The organism is Pseudomonas sp. GW821-FHT07G06 (assembly GCF_058986625.1).
This window is the reverse complement of the sequence record NZ_JBYSVW010000001.1, coordinates 373,485-390,389: the sequence shown is the minus strand read 5'-3', so window position 1 is coordinate 390,389 and position 16,905 is coordinate 373,485. Positions and strand designations below refer to the sequence as shown.

4 protein-coding genes are annotated in these 16,905 nt (G+C 61.6%); 1 reads left to right on the top strand and 3 read right to left on the bottom strand.

Annotated features, from left to right (window positions below):
• Positions 1 to 58: 58 nt before the first annotated feature.
• From AC3WJW_RS01625 to AC3WJW_RS01615, 3 genes are all read right to left on the bottom strand, one after another.
• A complete protein-coding gene (locus AC3WJW_RS01625) occupies positions 59 to 1,423 on the bottom strand; it encodes an HlyD family type I secretion periplasmic adaptor subunit (RefSeq protein ID WP_493724899.1) in 1,365 nt (454 codons plus the stop codon).
• A 181-nt stretch (positions 1,424 to 1,604) separates the two neighbouring features.
• Complete coding sequence (locus AC3WJW_RS01620; protein WP_493724898.1) at positions 1,605 to 3,764, bottom strand: type I secretion system permease/ATPase; 2,160 nt, start codon at positions 3,762 to 3,764, stop codon at positions 1,605 to 1,607.
• 149 nt (positions 3,765 to 3,913) lie between these two features.
• Positions 3,914 to 5,272, bottom strand: a complete 1,359-nt coding sequence (locus AC3WJW_RS01615) for a TolC family outer membrane protein (protein ID WP_493724897.1) — start codon at positions 5,270 to 5,272, stop codon at positions 3,914 to 3,916.
• A 587-nt stretch (positions 5,273 to 5,859) separates the two neighbouring features.
• Between AC3WJW_RS01615 and AC3WJW_RS01610 the strand changes: the two genes are divergently transcribed.
• Positions 5,860 to 16,767, top strand: a complete 10,908-nt coding sequence (locus tag AC3WJW_RS01610) for a retention module-containing protein (RefSeq protein WP_493724896.1) — start codon at positions 5,860 to 5,862, stop codon at positions 16,765 to 16,767.
• The last annotated feature ends 138 nt before the right edge of the window (positions 16,768 to 16,905 follow it).

Here is a 16,905-nt window from a genome sequence, read left to right as displayed (position 1 = left end):
CTCCTACAGGAGATTGAGTACCCCTGTAGGAGCTGCCGAAGGCTGCGATCTTTTGCTCTTATCTTTCTCGCATTGCCTCGGTCCGCGCTTTCAACACCGGCTTAAGCAGATAATCCAGCACCGTTTTCTCCCCGGTAATAATGTCCACCGTCGCCACCATCCCCGGGATGATCAGCAGCGGTTTCACATCCCCGCCCAGATGGTTTTTGTCGGTGCGCACCTGAATCAGATAGAAGCTGTTGCCCTTGTCGTCGGTGATGGTGTCGGCGCCGATCAGCTCCAACTTGGCGCTCAGGCCGCCGTAAATCGTGTAGTCGTAGGCACTGAACTTGACCATGGCTTTCTGGCCGGGATGCAGGAATGCAACGTCCTGCGGGCGGACCTTGGCTTCGATCAGCAGGTTGTCTTCCAGCGGCACGATTTCCACCATGTCACTGCCGGGCTGAACCACACCACCGATGGTGTTGACCTTCAGCACCTTGATGATGCCGTGCACCGGCGAGACCACGGTGGTGCGGGTCACGCGATCGTCGATGGCGATGCTCGATGCCGTGATTTTCGACAGGTCGGTGCGTTTCTCGTTCAGTTCTTTGGCGGCCTCCGAGCGGAAGGTCTGTTCCGATTCGTCGATCTTGCTTTTGATCTCGTTGATCGCCGATTCCGCCCGGGGGATCGCCAGGGTGGTGGCGTTCAGCGAGCCGCGAATTTCCACGGCACTGCGTTTGAGGCGCAGGATTTCCACCGGTGACACGGCACCGGTGCCCACCAGCGGCGTGGACATGTTCATCTCTTGCTGCAACAACGCCAGGCTAGAACTGAATTGACCCTGTTTCGAGCGGAACTCTGCCAGTTCCTGGGTTTTTTGCCGAAGTTGTTCGGACAGTGTGCGCTGTTCGCTTGCGAGTCGCCGTTGCCGTTGCTCGTACAGCGAGCGCTCGTCTTCGGCCACTTGCGGAGCCTTGGCGATCACTTCTTCTGACAGCTTGAACGGCCGGCCTTCGGCTTCGGCCGAGAGCCGTTCGACCTGCGCGGTCAAGGCGTAGCGATCGGCTTCGCTTTCGCCCTTGTTCGACAGGTAGCGCGTGTCATCCAGGCGCAGCAAGGTGTCGCCCTTGTTCACCATCTGCCCTTCGCGCACAAAGATCTCGGTGACGATGCCGCCCTCGAGGTTCTGGATCACCTGGACCTTGCTCGACGGAATCGCCTTGCCTTCGCCCATGGTGACTTCCTGCAACACGGCGAATTTGGCCCAGAACAGCGCGCTGATCAGCAACGCCGCCGCCAGCCACACGGTGATCCGCGACCAGCGCGGTGAGTCCTGCAATGAGGCGCCGGCGGTTTCCGGCATGAATTCGACTTCGGCGCTTTTGCCGAAGCTGTTGAAGTAGCCTCGGGGCGCTGAATCTGGCGTTTGAGCAGACATGGGCGATACCCGTCAGTTAAGAGAAATAGTGCCGAACACAACCCTGTGGCGAGGGAGCTTGCTCCCGTCCGGCGGCGAAGCCGTCGTAAAAACTGCTGGCGCGATCCAGATGACACAACGAGGGGGTTGCTTCGCAACCCAGCGGGAGCAAGCTCCCTCGCCACAGGTTGTGTATTCGCATCTAAACAGCCGCAGAGCCGACACGGCCCTTGCGCAGTGCATCGATGACTGCTTCTTTCGGTCCGTCGGCGACGATCCGTCCGTTGTCCAGCACCACCAGCCGATCCACCAGGCTCAGCATCGAGGTGCGGTGAGTCACCAGCAGCACGGTTTTGCCCTGGACCCAGCCGTGGAGTTTTTGCCGCAGGACGTCTTCACTGCTGTTGTCCATGGCGCTGGTCGGTTCGTCGAGCAGCAGGATCGGCGGATCGAGCAACAAGGCCCGGGCCAGCAAAACCGCCTGGCGCTGACCACCGGACAGCAACTGTCCGCGCTCGCCCACGGGCCGGTCGAAGCCTTGCGGGTGTTGCCGGGCCAGTTCGGTGACGCCGGTGAGTTCGGCCACTTCGAGCATGCGTGAGTCACTGATGTAGCGCGCGCCGAGGGTCAGGTTATCGCGCAGGCTGCCGGCCAGCAGCGGCAGGTCATGAGCGACGTAACCGATCTGATGGCGCAGGTCGGCGACGTCCAGCTGTCGCAAGTCCAGGCCATCGAGCAATAGCTGGCCTTCTTCCGGTTCGTAGAAACCCATCACCAGCCGCGCCAGGGTGCTTTTGCCCGAGCCGCTGCGACCGATCACGCCGATTCGCTCACCGGGTTTCACGCTGAAACTGACGTTGGCCAGCGCCGGGGTATTCTGGCCGTTGTAGTGGAAGGTCACGCCGACGACATCCAGCGCCCCTTGCAGTTGCGTGCGCTCCAGTGGCCGTTGTTTGGCGTCGCGCTCCTGGGGCAGGCCCATCAGCGCGTCGGTGCTTTTCATGGTCAGTTGCGCTTGCTGGTAGCGGGTGATCAGGCCGGCGATCTGTCCCAGTGGCGCCAGCACCCGACTGCCGAGCATGTAGCTGGCCACCAGGGCACCGACACTGAGGTTGCCGGCGATGATGCTGTAGACCCCGGCGACGATGGTCGCCATGCCGGACATCTGCTGGATGAACAGCGTGCCGTTGGTGGCCAGGGCCGAGAGGTTGCGCGCATGGCTGTCGAGGCGGGTGAGGGCGCCGTGGGTGCTTTCCCATTTGTGCTGGCGTTCGCTTTCGGCGCTGCAGGCCTTGAGGGTTTCCAGGCCGCTGAGGGTTTCGATCAGCAACGCCTGGCGTTCGGCACCGAGGCTGAGGCTTTTCTGTACGGTGTCGCGCAGACGTACCTGGATCACCATGGCGAAAATGATGGTGATAGGAAACGCCAGAATCGGAATCACCACCAGCCAGCCACCGAGCAGGCCGATCACCAGCAGCATCAGCAGGCAGAAGGGCAGGTCGATCAGGCTGGTGAGGGTCACGGCGGTGAGAAACTCCCGCAGGCCCTGGAAGTCATGAATGCTTTGGGCAAAACCCCCGATGGTCGCCGGCCGCGCTTTCATCGCCATGCCGGTGATGCGCTCGAACAGGGTGGCCGACAGGATCACGTCGGTTTTCTTGCCGGCGGTATCCAGCAGGTGCGCGCGAACGACCCGCAGCACCAGTTCGAAAGCGGTGCCGATCAGCAGACCGATCGCCAGTACCCACAAGGTCGAAGTGGCCTGGTTCGGCACCACCCGGTCATAGGTCTGCATCACGAACAGCGGCACCATCAGCCCCAGCAGGTTGATCAGGAAACTCGCCAGGATCGCGTCGCTGTACAGCCATTTCGACAGCTTCAGCGTATCGCGGAACCAGGCCTGGACCCGAGGCACCAGCGGCGAGCGCAAGTCTTCGAGTTCGTGGCGTGGCCGGGCAAACAGCGCCTGGCCACTGTAGTGTTCGGCCAGCTCTTCAGGGCTGAGCCATTGTTCGCCGCCATCGGCTTCGCTGGGCAGGATCAGCACCTTGCCGTCCTCGCCATAACGACGCAGGACCGCCGTGCGGCCGTTGTTGAGCAACAGCAGCACGGGCAGGTTGAGCGGCGAGATGTCCTTGAGGTCACGGCGCAGCAGGCGCGCCTGCAAACCGGCCCGGGCCGCTGCACGGGGCAGCAGGTCCAGGCTCAGGCGTTGGTGTGCCATGGGAAGCCCGGCACTGAGGCTGGCGCGACTGACCGTCGCACCGTGGAGTTTGCAGAGGATCAGCAGACCGTCCAGAAGCGGGTCATCGAAGCTCAGGCGCGGATCGACACCAGTGTTGCCGGGTTCCATGCTGGTCAAATTGATTGCTCCCGTTGCACTACGGCAATTGACAGATATCTGCATATCTCACTGTAGGCGCTGCCGCAGGCTGCGATCTTTTGACTTTGCTTTTCAGCAAACACGATCAAAAGATCTCAGACTGCGGTAGCGCCTGCACGGGTACTTCGTTATTTCATTTCAGGCAGACGAGCTTCGTTTTTCACTTCGGTCTGGGCGATCGCGTCGGCGGGCAGGACGACCCGTTGTTTGCTCAACAACTGACCCATGTTCGCCAGGATGCGGTACATCGAAAATTCTTCGGTGTAGCGCACTTCGGTGTAGCGACGGTTGGCGTTGTAGAGTTCGTTTTCGCTGTCGAGCAGGTCAAGCAGGGTCCGCTGGCCGAGGCCGAACTGATCCTGATAGGCAATGCGTACGCGCTTGCTGGTGTCGGCGTATTCACGGGCGGTCGGGGTTTGTTTCTTGGCATTGACCATGGCGTTCCAGGCCAGGTGAATATTCTCGTTGAGCTGGCGCAGGGCATTGTTGCGGATGTCCATGGCCTGGTTGATCTTGTGCGCGTCGGAGGCCAGGCGCGCCTTGTCGCTGCCGCCACGGAACAGGTTGTAATTCATCACCACGCCGACCCGCCACTCGTTGTCGTGGCCTTCGTCACCTTGCACGTTGTTGTTCGCGCCCACTGCCGCCTCGGCATCAAGGCGTGGGTAGAAGGGCGACTTGGCAACTTCGTACTGGCTTTCGGCCGATTGCACGTCGGCCTGGGCGGATTTCAGGTAAGGGTTGTTTTCCACCATGCTCTGCTGGGCTTCGGGCAGGGAGGTTGGGACTTCACCGCGAATCGACGGCGGGGTTTCGAGTTCATCGGGCATGCGCCCGACAACGGCGTAAAAGTTCGACTCGGCGTCAGCCAGATTGACTTCGGCGGTGTCGAGGTTGTTTTCTGCCAGTGCCCGGCGAGCGCTGGACTGGTCGGCATCGGCGTTGCTCCCCACGCCACGCTGGGTGCGCAGGCCGATCTGGTCGTTGACCCGCAAGTGCGCTTGCAAGTTGTTCTTGGCCAGGGTCACCAGTTCGCGGTGCTTGAGCACTTCGAGGTAGACCTCGGTGGTGCGCAGGGCCAGATCCTGAGCCGTACCCTGAGCGTAATAGGCTCGCGAGTTGACCACGCCTTTGGTGCGATCGACTTCATTGGCGGTGTTGAACCCGTCAAAAAGCATTTGCCGCAGGCGCAATTCCGACTGGGTGTAGTTGAGGGTTTCGGTGTGGTGATTGCCGAGTGCCCGGGTATTGGTGTTATCGCTGTACCCGCGCCCGTAAGCGGCGTTCAGATCTACCGATGGATAAAAGCCCCCTTTGGCGACCTTCACGTCTTCGTCAGCCGACAGACGGCTGTCCACCCGGGATGCCAGTTCCGGGTGCGTCGCGATGGTGCTCTGGATCGCTTCGGTCAGCGTCATGGCCTGAGCCTGGGACGAGCAGGCCATGGCCAAAAGAACCGCGCTGCAGAGGGGGGTTAATAGGCGCATGTACATCTCCCTGATTCCTGATGGTGCTTATCAGTCGCCAATTATTTGACGACATTTATAGGTAAAGTTGTTTCATGTCTTTAACAAAAGAGCTAAGAACATTCTGGAGCGTAGCTAAGAAATTTTTTTCATAACGGTTATGCCAAAAAAAACTTATGCGCTCTGCGAAATCCAGCACATTGTTCAATTCGAAAGCCCTTGTTTTATGAGCTCTGGGGCGCTCGTCGGGGTTTGAGGAAAGTTCCAATCCACTTATCGACATAGAGCGGAGAAGTGCTGGAGGGGAGGGACGCTAGCGATCTGAAGGTGACGGTTTTTTGTCACTTGAGTGATTCAAGATCGTTACGCATCGTTCACAGGCAAGGTTGTTGCGCACAGGGATCCGATGCCATTGATTGCAGAGGAGTTTTCCCCAGGCCGTAAACATTGCCGTGAGCGAATGGCTGGGCGAGATCGTTGCCGGGGCCTCGGCTTACTCAAGTAAACCGGGACCCGGAACACGATCCGCCAGACAACCCGCTTGAGCCATGAGCACGTTCTTCGCACAAACAAGGTGCCGACAGCGGTTGGCAGCGGAGGAAGTGCACATGGCTACGCTCATCGGAATCGTCAGTAAGGTCATCGGTCAGGTGTTCGCGGTTGCGAGCGACGGCACCCGGCGCGCGCTGGTCGAGGGGGACAAACTGTTCGCCGGCGACCAACTGAGCACCGGCGCCGAAGGCGCGGTAGCGGTGCATCTGCAAAATGGCCAGGAACTGACCCTCGGGCGCGGCAGCAGCATGCAGATGACCCCGCAATTGCTCGCCAATCAGATTCCCCACGTGGACTCGTCCGAGGCGGTGACGCCGAGCCAGACGCAGCTGACGGATGTCGAACAGCTGCAAAAAGCCATTGCGGCGGGCGACGACCCGACCCAGACCGCTGAAGCCACCGCTGCCGGGCCTACCACGACTGCCGGTGTACCGGGTGGCATCGCGGGCAGCGGCCATAGTTTCGTCATGCTCGAAGAAGTGGGCGGGCGAGTCGACCCCATCATCGGTTTCCCCACTGCCGGTTTCAACGGCATTCCCGAATTTCCCGAAGAACGCCTGAACGCTAATCCGGACAATAACGCTGTAGCGGCCGATACCCCTGTGGTGCCGCCAGTGACGCCTGAGGTGCCGAACAATCCGGTCGCCCTTGATGGCCTGTCGGTGGAGAATGGCGAACTGACCGTCAATGAGGCCAACCTGGCCGACGGCTCGGCGAGGAACCCTGGTGCGCTGACCCAAAGCGGCACCTTCACCGTCAATGCACCCGACGGGCTTACCAGCCTCAGCATCGGCGGCATCAACGTGATCAGCGGCGGCGTGGCGGCAGGCTTTCCGCAGTCAATCACCACCCCGCTGGGCAGCACCCTGACCGTCACCGGCTATAACCCGGCCACGGGCGTGGTCAGTTACAGCTACACCCTCAACGGTGCCGAAACCCATGCAAGCGGTGAGGAGGGCAATACGCTCGGCGAACACTTCGCCGTGGTGGCCGGCGACAGCAATGGCGATAGCGCCAGCGGTTCGCTGGATATCAACATCGCCGACGACGTGCCCCAAGCGGTCGACGACAGCAATGGCATCGCTTCGGAAACCTTGCTGACGCTGAACGGCAACGTGCTGACCAACGATGTGCAAGGCGCTGACCGTGTGCCGGTCGGCGAAAACAGCGGGCCGATCATCCCCGGCACCTTCATCGGTACCTACGGCACTTTGCTACTCAATGCCAACGGCACCTACACCTACACCCTCAACACCAGCGATGCCGATTTCAAAGCGTTGCACGGCGGTGGCGACGGCACCGAAAGCTTCACCTATACGCTGACGGACGCCGATGGCGACAGCAGTACGGCGACCCTGGTGCTGCAGATCCACAACAACGATGACCCGGACACGATTGGCGGATTGAATGTCGGGGGCGGCGAGTTGACCGTCTTCGAGAAAAACCTCGGCGATGGCAGTGCACCGGATGCCACGGCGCTGACTCAGAACGGCACCTTCACCGTCACCGCACTGGATGGCGTCACCACCCTGACTGTGGGCGGCATTGCCGTGGTCACCGCGGGTGTGGCGGCGGGCTTCCCGCAATCGATCACCACACCGCTGGGCAGCACCCTGACCATCACCGGCTTCAACGCCGCGACCGGTGTCGTGAGCTACAGCTACACCCTCAACGACAACGAAGCGCACCCGACCGCCAACGGCGCCAACACCTTGCCAGAACAGTTCGCCGTGACCCTGGTCGATGACAACGGCACCACCGCGACCGGTTCACTGGACGTGAACATCGTCGATGATCTGCCGCAAGGCGTGAACGACAGCAACGCTTCAACCGCTTCGGAAACCCTGCTGACCCTGAACGGCAACGTATTGAGCAACGATGTGCAAGGCGCCGACCAGGTGACGATTGGTGAAGGTACTGGCCCGATCACCCCCGGCACCTTCACCGGTACCTACGGCACTTTGGTACTCAATGCCAACGGCACCTACACCTACACGCTGAATACCAGCGATGCGGATTTCAAAGCCTTGCACGGCGGTGGCGACGGCACTGACACCTTCACCTACACCATCACCGATGCGGACGGCGACAGCAGCACCGCCAACCTGGTACTGCAGATCCACAACAACGACGATCCGGTGACGATTGGCGATTTGAACGTCGAGGGCGGCGAACTCACCGTCTTCGAGAAAAACCTCAGTGACGGCAGCAACCCCAGCGGACCAGCCCTGACCCAAAGCGGCACGTTCACCGTCACCGCACTGGATGGCGTAACCACCTTGACCGTGGGCGGCATCGCCGTGGTCACGGGAGGCGTAGCGGCGGGCTTCCCGCAATCGATCACCACGCCATTGGGCAGCACGCTGACCATCACCGGGTTCAACGCGGCCACCGGTGTGGTGAGCTACAGCTACACCCTCAACGACAACGAAGCGCACCCGACGGCCAACGGCGCCAACACATTGCCTGAGCAGTTTGCCGTGACCCTGGTCGATGACAACGGCACCACCGCGACCGGTTCACTGGACGTGAACATCGTCGATGATCTGCCGCAAGGCGTGAACGACAGCAACGCTTCAACCGCTTCGGAAACCCTGCTGACCCTGAACGGCAACGTATTGAGCAACGACGTGCAAGGCGCCGACCGGGTGACGATTGGTGAAGGCACTGGCCCAATCACCCCCGGCACCTTCACCGGTACCTACGGCACTTTGGTACTGAACGCCAACGGCACCTACACCTACACCCTCAACACCAGCGATGCCGATTTCAAAGCGTTGCACGGGGGTGGCGACGGCACCGACACCTTCACCTACACCATCACCGACGCGGACGGCGACAGCAGCACCGCCAACCTGGTGCTGCAGATCCACAACAACGATGATCCGGTGACGATTGGCGGTTTGAACGTCGAGGGCGGCGAGTTGACCGTCTCCGAGAAAAACCTCAGCGACGGCAGTGCTCCGGACACCACGGCGCTGACCCAGAACGGCACCTTCACCGTCACTGCACTGGATGGCGTCACGACCCTGACCGTCGGCGGCATCGCCGTGGTCACGGGAGGCGTCGCGGCGGGCTTCCCGCAATCGATCACCACGCCATTGGGCAGCACGCTGACCATCACCGGGTTCAACGCGGCGACCGGTGTGGTGAATTACAGCTACACCCTCAACGACAACGAAGCGCACCCAACCGCCAACGGCGCCAACACATTGCCTGAGCAGTTTGCCGTGACCCTGGTCGATGACAACGGCACCACCGCGACCGGTTCACTGGACGTGAACATCGTCGACGACTTGCCACAAGGCGTGAACGACAGCAACGGCACCGCCTCGGAAACCCAACTGACGCTGAACGGCAACGTATTGACCAACGATGTGCAAGGCGCCGACCGTGTGACAGTCGGGGAAAACGCCGGCCCAATCACCCCTGGCACCTTCACCGGCACCTACGGCACTTTGGTACTGAACGCCAACGGCACCTACACCTACACCCTCAACACCAGCGATGCCGACTTCAAGGCCTTGCACGGCGGTGGCGACGGCACGGACACCTTCACCTACACCATCACCGATGCGGACGGCGACAGCAGCACCGCCAACCTGGTGCTGCAGATCCACAACAACGACGATCCGGTGACGATTGGCGATTTGAACGTCGAGGGCGGCGAGTTGACCGTCTTCGAGAAAAACCTCGGCGACGGCAGTGCTCCGGATGCCACGTCGCTGACCCAGAACGGCACCTTCACCGTCACCGCACTGGATGGCGTCACGACCCTGACCGTCGGCGGCATCGCCGTGGTCACGGGAGGCGTAGCGGCGGGCTTCCCGCAATCGATCACCACGCCATTGGGCAGCACGCTGACCATCACCGGCTTCAATGCCGCCACCGGTGTCGTGAGTTACAGCTACACCCTCAACGACAACGAAGCGCACCCGACGGCCAACGGCGCCAACACCTTGCCCGAACAGTTCACCGTGACCGCGGTCGACGACAACGGCACTACCGCCACCGGTTCACTGGACGTCAACATCGTCGACGATCTGCCGAAGGGCGTGAATGACAGCAATGGCACTGCCTCGGAAACCCTGCTGACCCTCAACGGCAACGTGCTGAGCAACGACGTGCAAGGCGCTGACCGCGTGACAGTCGGTGAAGGCACTGGCCCGATCACCCCCGGCACCTTCACCGGCACCTACGGCACTTTGGTACTCAATGCCAATGGCACCTACACCTACACGCTGAACACCAGCGACGCCGACTTCAAGGCGTTGCACGGCGGTGGCGACGGTACCGACACTTTCACCTACACCATCACCGACGCGGACGGCGACAGCAGCACTGCGAAACTGGTGCTGCAGATCCACAACAACGACGATCCGGTGGTCCTCAACGGCCTCAACGTGTACGGCGGCGAGCTGACGGTTTACGAGAAAAACCTCAGTGACGGCAGCAACCCCAACGCACCAGCCTTGACCCAGAACGGCACCTTCACCGTTACCGCACTGGACGGCGTGACCACCTTGACTGTCGGCGGCATCGCCGTGGTCACCGGAGGTGTGGCAGCGGGCTTCCCACAATCGATCACCACGCCACTGGGCAGCACGCTGACCATCACCGGCTTCAACGCCGCCACCGGCGTGGTGAGCTACAGCTACACCCTCAACGACAACGAAGCGCACCCAACCGCCAACGGCGCCAACACCTTGCCTGAACAGTTCACCGTGACTGCGGTCGACGACAACGGCACCACGGCGACTGGTTCACTGGACGTGAACATTGTCGACGATCTGCCAAAAGGCGTGAACGATAGCAATGGCACCGCCTCGGAAACCCAACTGACCCTCAACGGCAACGTGCTGACCAACGACGTGCAAGGCGCCGACCGGGTTACCATCGGTGAAGGCACTGGCCCGATCACCCCCGGCACCTTCACCGGCACCTACGGTACCCTGGTGCTCAATGCCAACGGCACTTACACCTACACCCTCAACACCAGCGATGCCGACTTCAAAGCCCTGTACGGCGGTGGCGATGGCACCGACACCTTCACCTACACCATCACCGATGCGGACGGCGACAGCAGCACTGCGAAACTGGTGCTGCAGATCCACAACAACGACGATCCGGTGGTCCTCAACGGACTCAACGTGTATGGCGGTGAGCTGACGGTCTACGAGAAAAACCTCAGTGACGGCAGCAACCCCAGCGGACCAGCCCTGACCCAAAGCGGCACGTTCACCGTCACCGCACTGGATGGCGTAACCACCTTGACCGTGGGCGGCATCGCCGTGGTCACGGGAGGCGTAGCGGCGGGCTTCCCGCAATCGATCACCACGCCATTGGGCAGCACGCTGACCATCACCGGCTTCAACGCCGCCACCGGTGTGGTGAGCTACAGCTACACCCTCAACGACAACGAAGCGCATCCGACGGCCAACGGCGCCAACACCTTGCCCGAACAGTTCACCGTGACCGCGGTCGACGACAACGGCACCACCGCGACTGGTTCACTGGACGTCAACATCGTCGACGACCTGCCGAAGGGTGTGAACGACAGCAATGGCACCGCCTCGGAAACCCAACTGACCCTCAACGGCAACGTATTGACCAACGACGTGCAAGGCGCTGACCGCGTGACAGTCGGTGAAAACGCCGGCCCGATCACCCCCGGCACCTTCACCGGTACCTACGGCACCCTGGTGCTGAACGCCAACGGTACCTACACCTACACGCTGAATACCAGCGACGCCGACTTCAAGGCCTTGCACGGCGGTGGCAACGGCACGGACACCTTCACCTACACCATCACCGACGCGGACGGCGACAGCAGCACCGCCAACCTGGTGCTGCAGATCCACAACAACGACAATCCGGTGACCCTCAACGACCTCGATGTGTATGGTGGCGAGCTGACGGTCTACGAGAAAAACCTCAGTGACGGCACCGACCCCAACACACCGGCCCTGACCCAGGACGGCACCTTCACGGTCACCGCCCTCGATGGCCTGCAAACCCTGACCGTGGGCGGTATCACTGTCGTCAGCGGAGGCGTGGCCGCCGGCTTCCCGCAATCGATCACCACGCCATTGGGCAGCACGCTGACCATCACCGGCTTCAACGCCGCCACCGGTGTGGTGAGCTACAGCTACACCCTGAACGACAACGAAGCCCATCCAACCGCCAACGGCGCCAACAGCCTCACCGAGAACTTCGACGTCGTCGCTACCGACACCGATGGCGACATCGCGAACGGGCAGATCAACGTCAACATCATCGACGACCTGCCGACCGCCAAAGCCGATGCGGACTCGGTGCAGGAGGGCGGCACCGTCAGCGGCAATGTGCTGGACAACGACATCGCTGGAGCCGATGGCCCGGATGTCGCTGGCGCCGTGGTCGGCGTGCGCGCGGGCAGCGATACATCAACCTCGGTAATCGGTGGGCTGGGCAATCAGATCAACGGTACCTACGGTTACCTGACCCTCGATGCCAACGGCAACGCCGTGTATCACAGCACGCCTAACGCGGTGAGCAGCCCCGGCGCGGTGGATGTGTTCACCTATACCGTGCGCGATTCCGACGGTGACGAAAGCACCACCACCATCACCATCGATGTCTACAACAGTTGCCTGAAAGCGGTCAGCGACAACGATGTAACGGTCTACGAAAAAGCCCTCGACCTGAGTCAGGGCGGCCAGGATCTGGCCGCCGGTACGGTCGTCGGCAGCGATCCGACCAACACGGGCGAAACCGCTTCCGGCACACTGGTGGGCTCGGTCACTCACGCCGTCGGCGCGATCACCTACGCCCTGGTCGGCAGCAATGTGGGGACATACGGACAGATTCAGCTCAACGCCAACGGCACCTACACCTACACCCTGACGACCCCGCCGAGCACCACACCGAACGCCAATGACGGCCCGAACGTGATGCACGAGACCTTCAACTATCAGGCTACCGACTCGCTGGGCAATATCGTCACCAGCACCATTGTGGTGGACATTGTCGATGACATGCCCAAAGCGCTGAACGACAGCAACGCCGGCACCGCCTCGGAGACGGTGGTCAGCCTCAGCGGCAATGTGTTCAACAACGACGTGATCGGCGCCGATAAAGTCGTCATCGGCCTGAATGCCGGCCCGGTGACCCCGGGTACCTTCACCGGCACCTACGGCACCCTGGTGTTGAACGCCAACGGCACCTACACCTATACGCTGAACCCCGGCGACACGGACTTCAAAGCCCTGCACGGCGGTGGCAGCGGCACCGAAACCTTCACCTACACCCTCACTGACGCCGACGGCGACATCAGCACGGCGAACCTGGTGCTGAATGTCCACAACAATGACGACCCGGTAACCCTTGGCGGTCTCGACGTATATGGCGGCGAGCTGACGGTCTACGAGAAAAACCTCAGTGATGGCACCACCCCCAACTCGCCGGCCCTGACCCAGAGCGGCACCTTCACGGTCACCGCCCTCGATGGCCTGCAAACCCTGACCGTGGGCGGCATCACTGTCGTCAGCGGAGGTGTGGCCGCCGGCTTCCCGCAAACCGCCGTCACGCCACTGGGCAGCACCCTGACCATTACCGGCTACAACCCGGCCACCGGCGTGATCAGCTACAGCTACACCCTGAACGACAACGAAGCCCATCCAACTGCCAACGGCATCAACAGCCTCACCGAGAACTTCAACGTCGTCGCTACCGACACCGATGGCGACATCGCGAACGGGCAGATCAATGTCAACATCGTCGACGACTTGCCGAGCGCCAAACCTGACTCGTCGTCGGTAACTGAGGGCGGCACGGTCAATATCAGTGTGCTGGGCAATGACATCAGCGGTGCCGATGGTCCGGCGACGGTCGTCGGCGTGCGCGCCGGCAGCAATACCGCGACCTCGGCCGTCGGAGGGCTGGGCAACCCGATCAACGGCGCCTACGGTTACCTGACGCTCGATGCCAACGGCAATGCGGTGTATCACAGCAACCCGAATTCGGTCGGCGCTGCCGGGGCCACGGATACGTTCACCTACACCGTGCGCGACGCCGATGGCGATGAAAGCACCACCACCATCACCATCGATGTGGCCAACAGCATTATCAAGGCCAACCCCGACAGCGACGTGACGGTCTACGAAAAAGCCCTCGACCTGAACCAGGGCGGCCAGGACCTGGCCGCCGGTACGGTCACCGGCAGCGACCCGGGCAATACCGGCGAAACCGCGTCCGGGACCCTGGTCGGATCTGTCTCGGGTGCCAGCGGCGCGCTCACCTACACCCTGGTCGGCAGCGCCACCGGCACCTACGGGCAGATCCTGCTCAACCCCGACGGCAGCTACACCTACACCCTGACCTCGGCGCCAAAAAACTCGCCGAATGCCAACGACGGCCCGAACAGCCTGAGTGAAAGCTTCACCTACAAGGCCACCGATGCGTCGGGCAACAGCAGCACCAGCACCATCGTGGTCAACATTGTCGATGACGTGCCCAAGGCGGTGGCATCGGATCGCTCGGTGGCAGCGGTGGAGATCGATTCCAACCTGCTGATCGTGCTCGACGTCTCCGGCAGTATGGTCGACCCTTCCGGCGTACCGGGCCTGTCACGGCTGGAACTGGCCAAGCAGGCCATCAGTGCCTTGCTGGATAAATACGACGACCTGGGCGATGTGAAAGTGCAACTCGTCACCTTCAGCAGCAGCGCCACCGACAGGACTTCGGTGTGGGTCGATGTTGCGACCGCCAAGACACTGCTGGCCGGTCTTACCGCGAACGGTGGCACCAACTACGACGCGGCCGTGGCGACCATGCAGACCGCGTTCAACACCTCGGGCAAACTGACCGGTGCGCAAAACGTCGGCTACTTCTTCTCCGACGGCAAGCCCACCACCGGCCAGGAAATCGGCACCGCCGACGAAACCGCGCTGAAAGCCTTCCTTGATGCCAACAACATCAAGAACTACGCGATCGGCCTGGGCAGCGGTGTGAGCAACGCCAACCTCGATCCGCTGGCCTACGACGGCATCAGCCACACCAACACCAATGCGGTGGTGGTCACCGACCTCAATCAACTCAACTCGGTGCTGTCTGGTACCGTGGTCGGCGCACCGGTCACCGGTTCGTTGCTGGGCGAGGGCGGCACGTTCGGCGCTGATGGCGGCTTCATCAAATCCATCGTGATCGACGGCACCACCTACACCTACGATCCGAAAGCCCTCAGCGGCCAGGGTTCGTTGACGCCAAGCGGCGGCACCAACCACGGCACGTTCAACACCGTGGACAACACACTGAGCATCGCCACCAACAACGGCGGCACGTTGGTGATCAACCTCGACACTGGCGATTACAACTACACCTCGCAGAAAACCACGACGGTGTTGATCACCGAGAACATCGGTTTCACCGTCAGCGATAACGACGGCGATCTCACCAGCTCGACGCTGACGGTGAAAGTGATCCCCAACGCGCCTCCGGTGGCGGTGGACGACCACGTCATCACCAACGTGCTGTCGGGCAACATTGTGGTGCCGGGCGAACTGTTGCTGGCCAACGACACCGACCCCAACGGCGATACGCTCAACGCGACGCCGACTACCTTCAACACCGGCTGGGCCGCAAAAGGCGCGGATTTCACCGGTACCGGCGCGATCGGCTTCGCCGGCGAAAACAACACCCCTGCCAACCAGAGTCTGGCCAACGTGCGCAACGCCTTTGCGGCCAACGCGGCAACCATGACGGCGGTGCTGGTGGTCAGTGGCTATCTCGGCGCAGCGAACAACTCCAATGGCAACAATGAGGACTTCATCACGGTCAAACTGAATCAGGGTGAGACGCTCAACCTCAATCACAATCTGGGTGCCGGGCACATCACGATGGAGTATTCGCTCAATGGTGGGGCGTTCGTAAGCATCGCCGATGGTGGCACCATCACCGCAGGCGCGGATGGCACTTACCAGATCCACGTGACCAACATCGCCAACACCAGTGGCGGCAATAAAAATGGGGCAGAAAACTACGACCTGACCATGACGGTCAATTACGCCGGAGCACACGAAGTCACCACGGACTACCACGGCACCTACACCGCCAACGACAACCACGGCGGCAGCGACTCGGCCAACCTGACCATCAGCTATCAAGACGGTCACACCCTCACCGGCACCAGCGGGGATGACGTCCTGGTGGCGGGCACGGGCAGCAACATCATCAATGCCGGTGACGGCAACGATGTGCTCACCGCCGGCTCCGGCAACAACGAACTGCATGGCGGCGCTGGCAATGATCTGCTCTTCAGCGGACTGGGCAATGACACCCTGGAGGGCGGCACGGGCATCGACACGGCCAGCTATGCCCACGCCAACGCCGGGGTCACGGTCGACCTCAGCCTGCTCGCTGCGCAGAACACCCTCGGCGCAGGCACGGACACCCTGACCGCTATCGAAAACCTCACCGGGTCTAACTTCAATGACACCCTGACCGGCAATAACGCCAACAACGTGATCAACGGCGGCCTGGGCAACGACATCCTCAATGGCGGGGGCGGCGATGACTTGCTGATCGGCGGCCTGGGCAACAACACCCTCAGCGGCGGGGCAGGGGCCGATACCTTCCAGTGGCTGAAGGACAACAGCGGCCATGACGTGATCACCGACTTCACGCCCGGCACCGACAAGCTCGACCTGTCGCAACTGCTGCAAGGGGAAAACGGCACCACGGCTTCGCTGGACGACTACCTGCACTTCACCGTCACCGGCAGCGGAGCGTCGACGGTGACCAGCATCGACGTCAGCGCCATGGCCGGCGCCGCACCGAACCAGACCATCGACCTGGCCGGCGTCAACCTCGCCAGTCAATACGGCGTCACGCCAGGAGCGGGTGGCGTGGTCGCGAGCGGGCATGACACGGCGACCATCATCAACGGCATGCTCAACGATCATTCGTTGAAGGTGGATACCGTGTGACCTGAAAACCTGAACGAAAAAACCCGTCATCCCTGTGCAAGGGATGGCGGGTTTTTTGTTGCCCGAGACAAAGACGAATCTCCGACCAGTGGTAGCAAAACCTGTAATTTCTGACAGTAGCCAGCCATTTGTAACTGC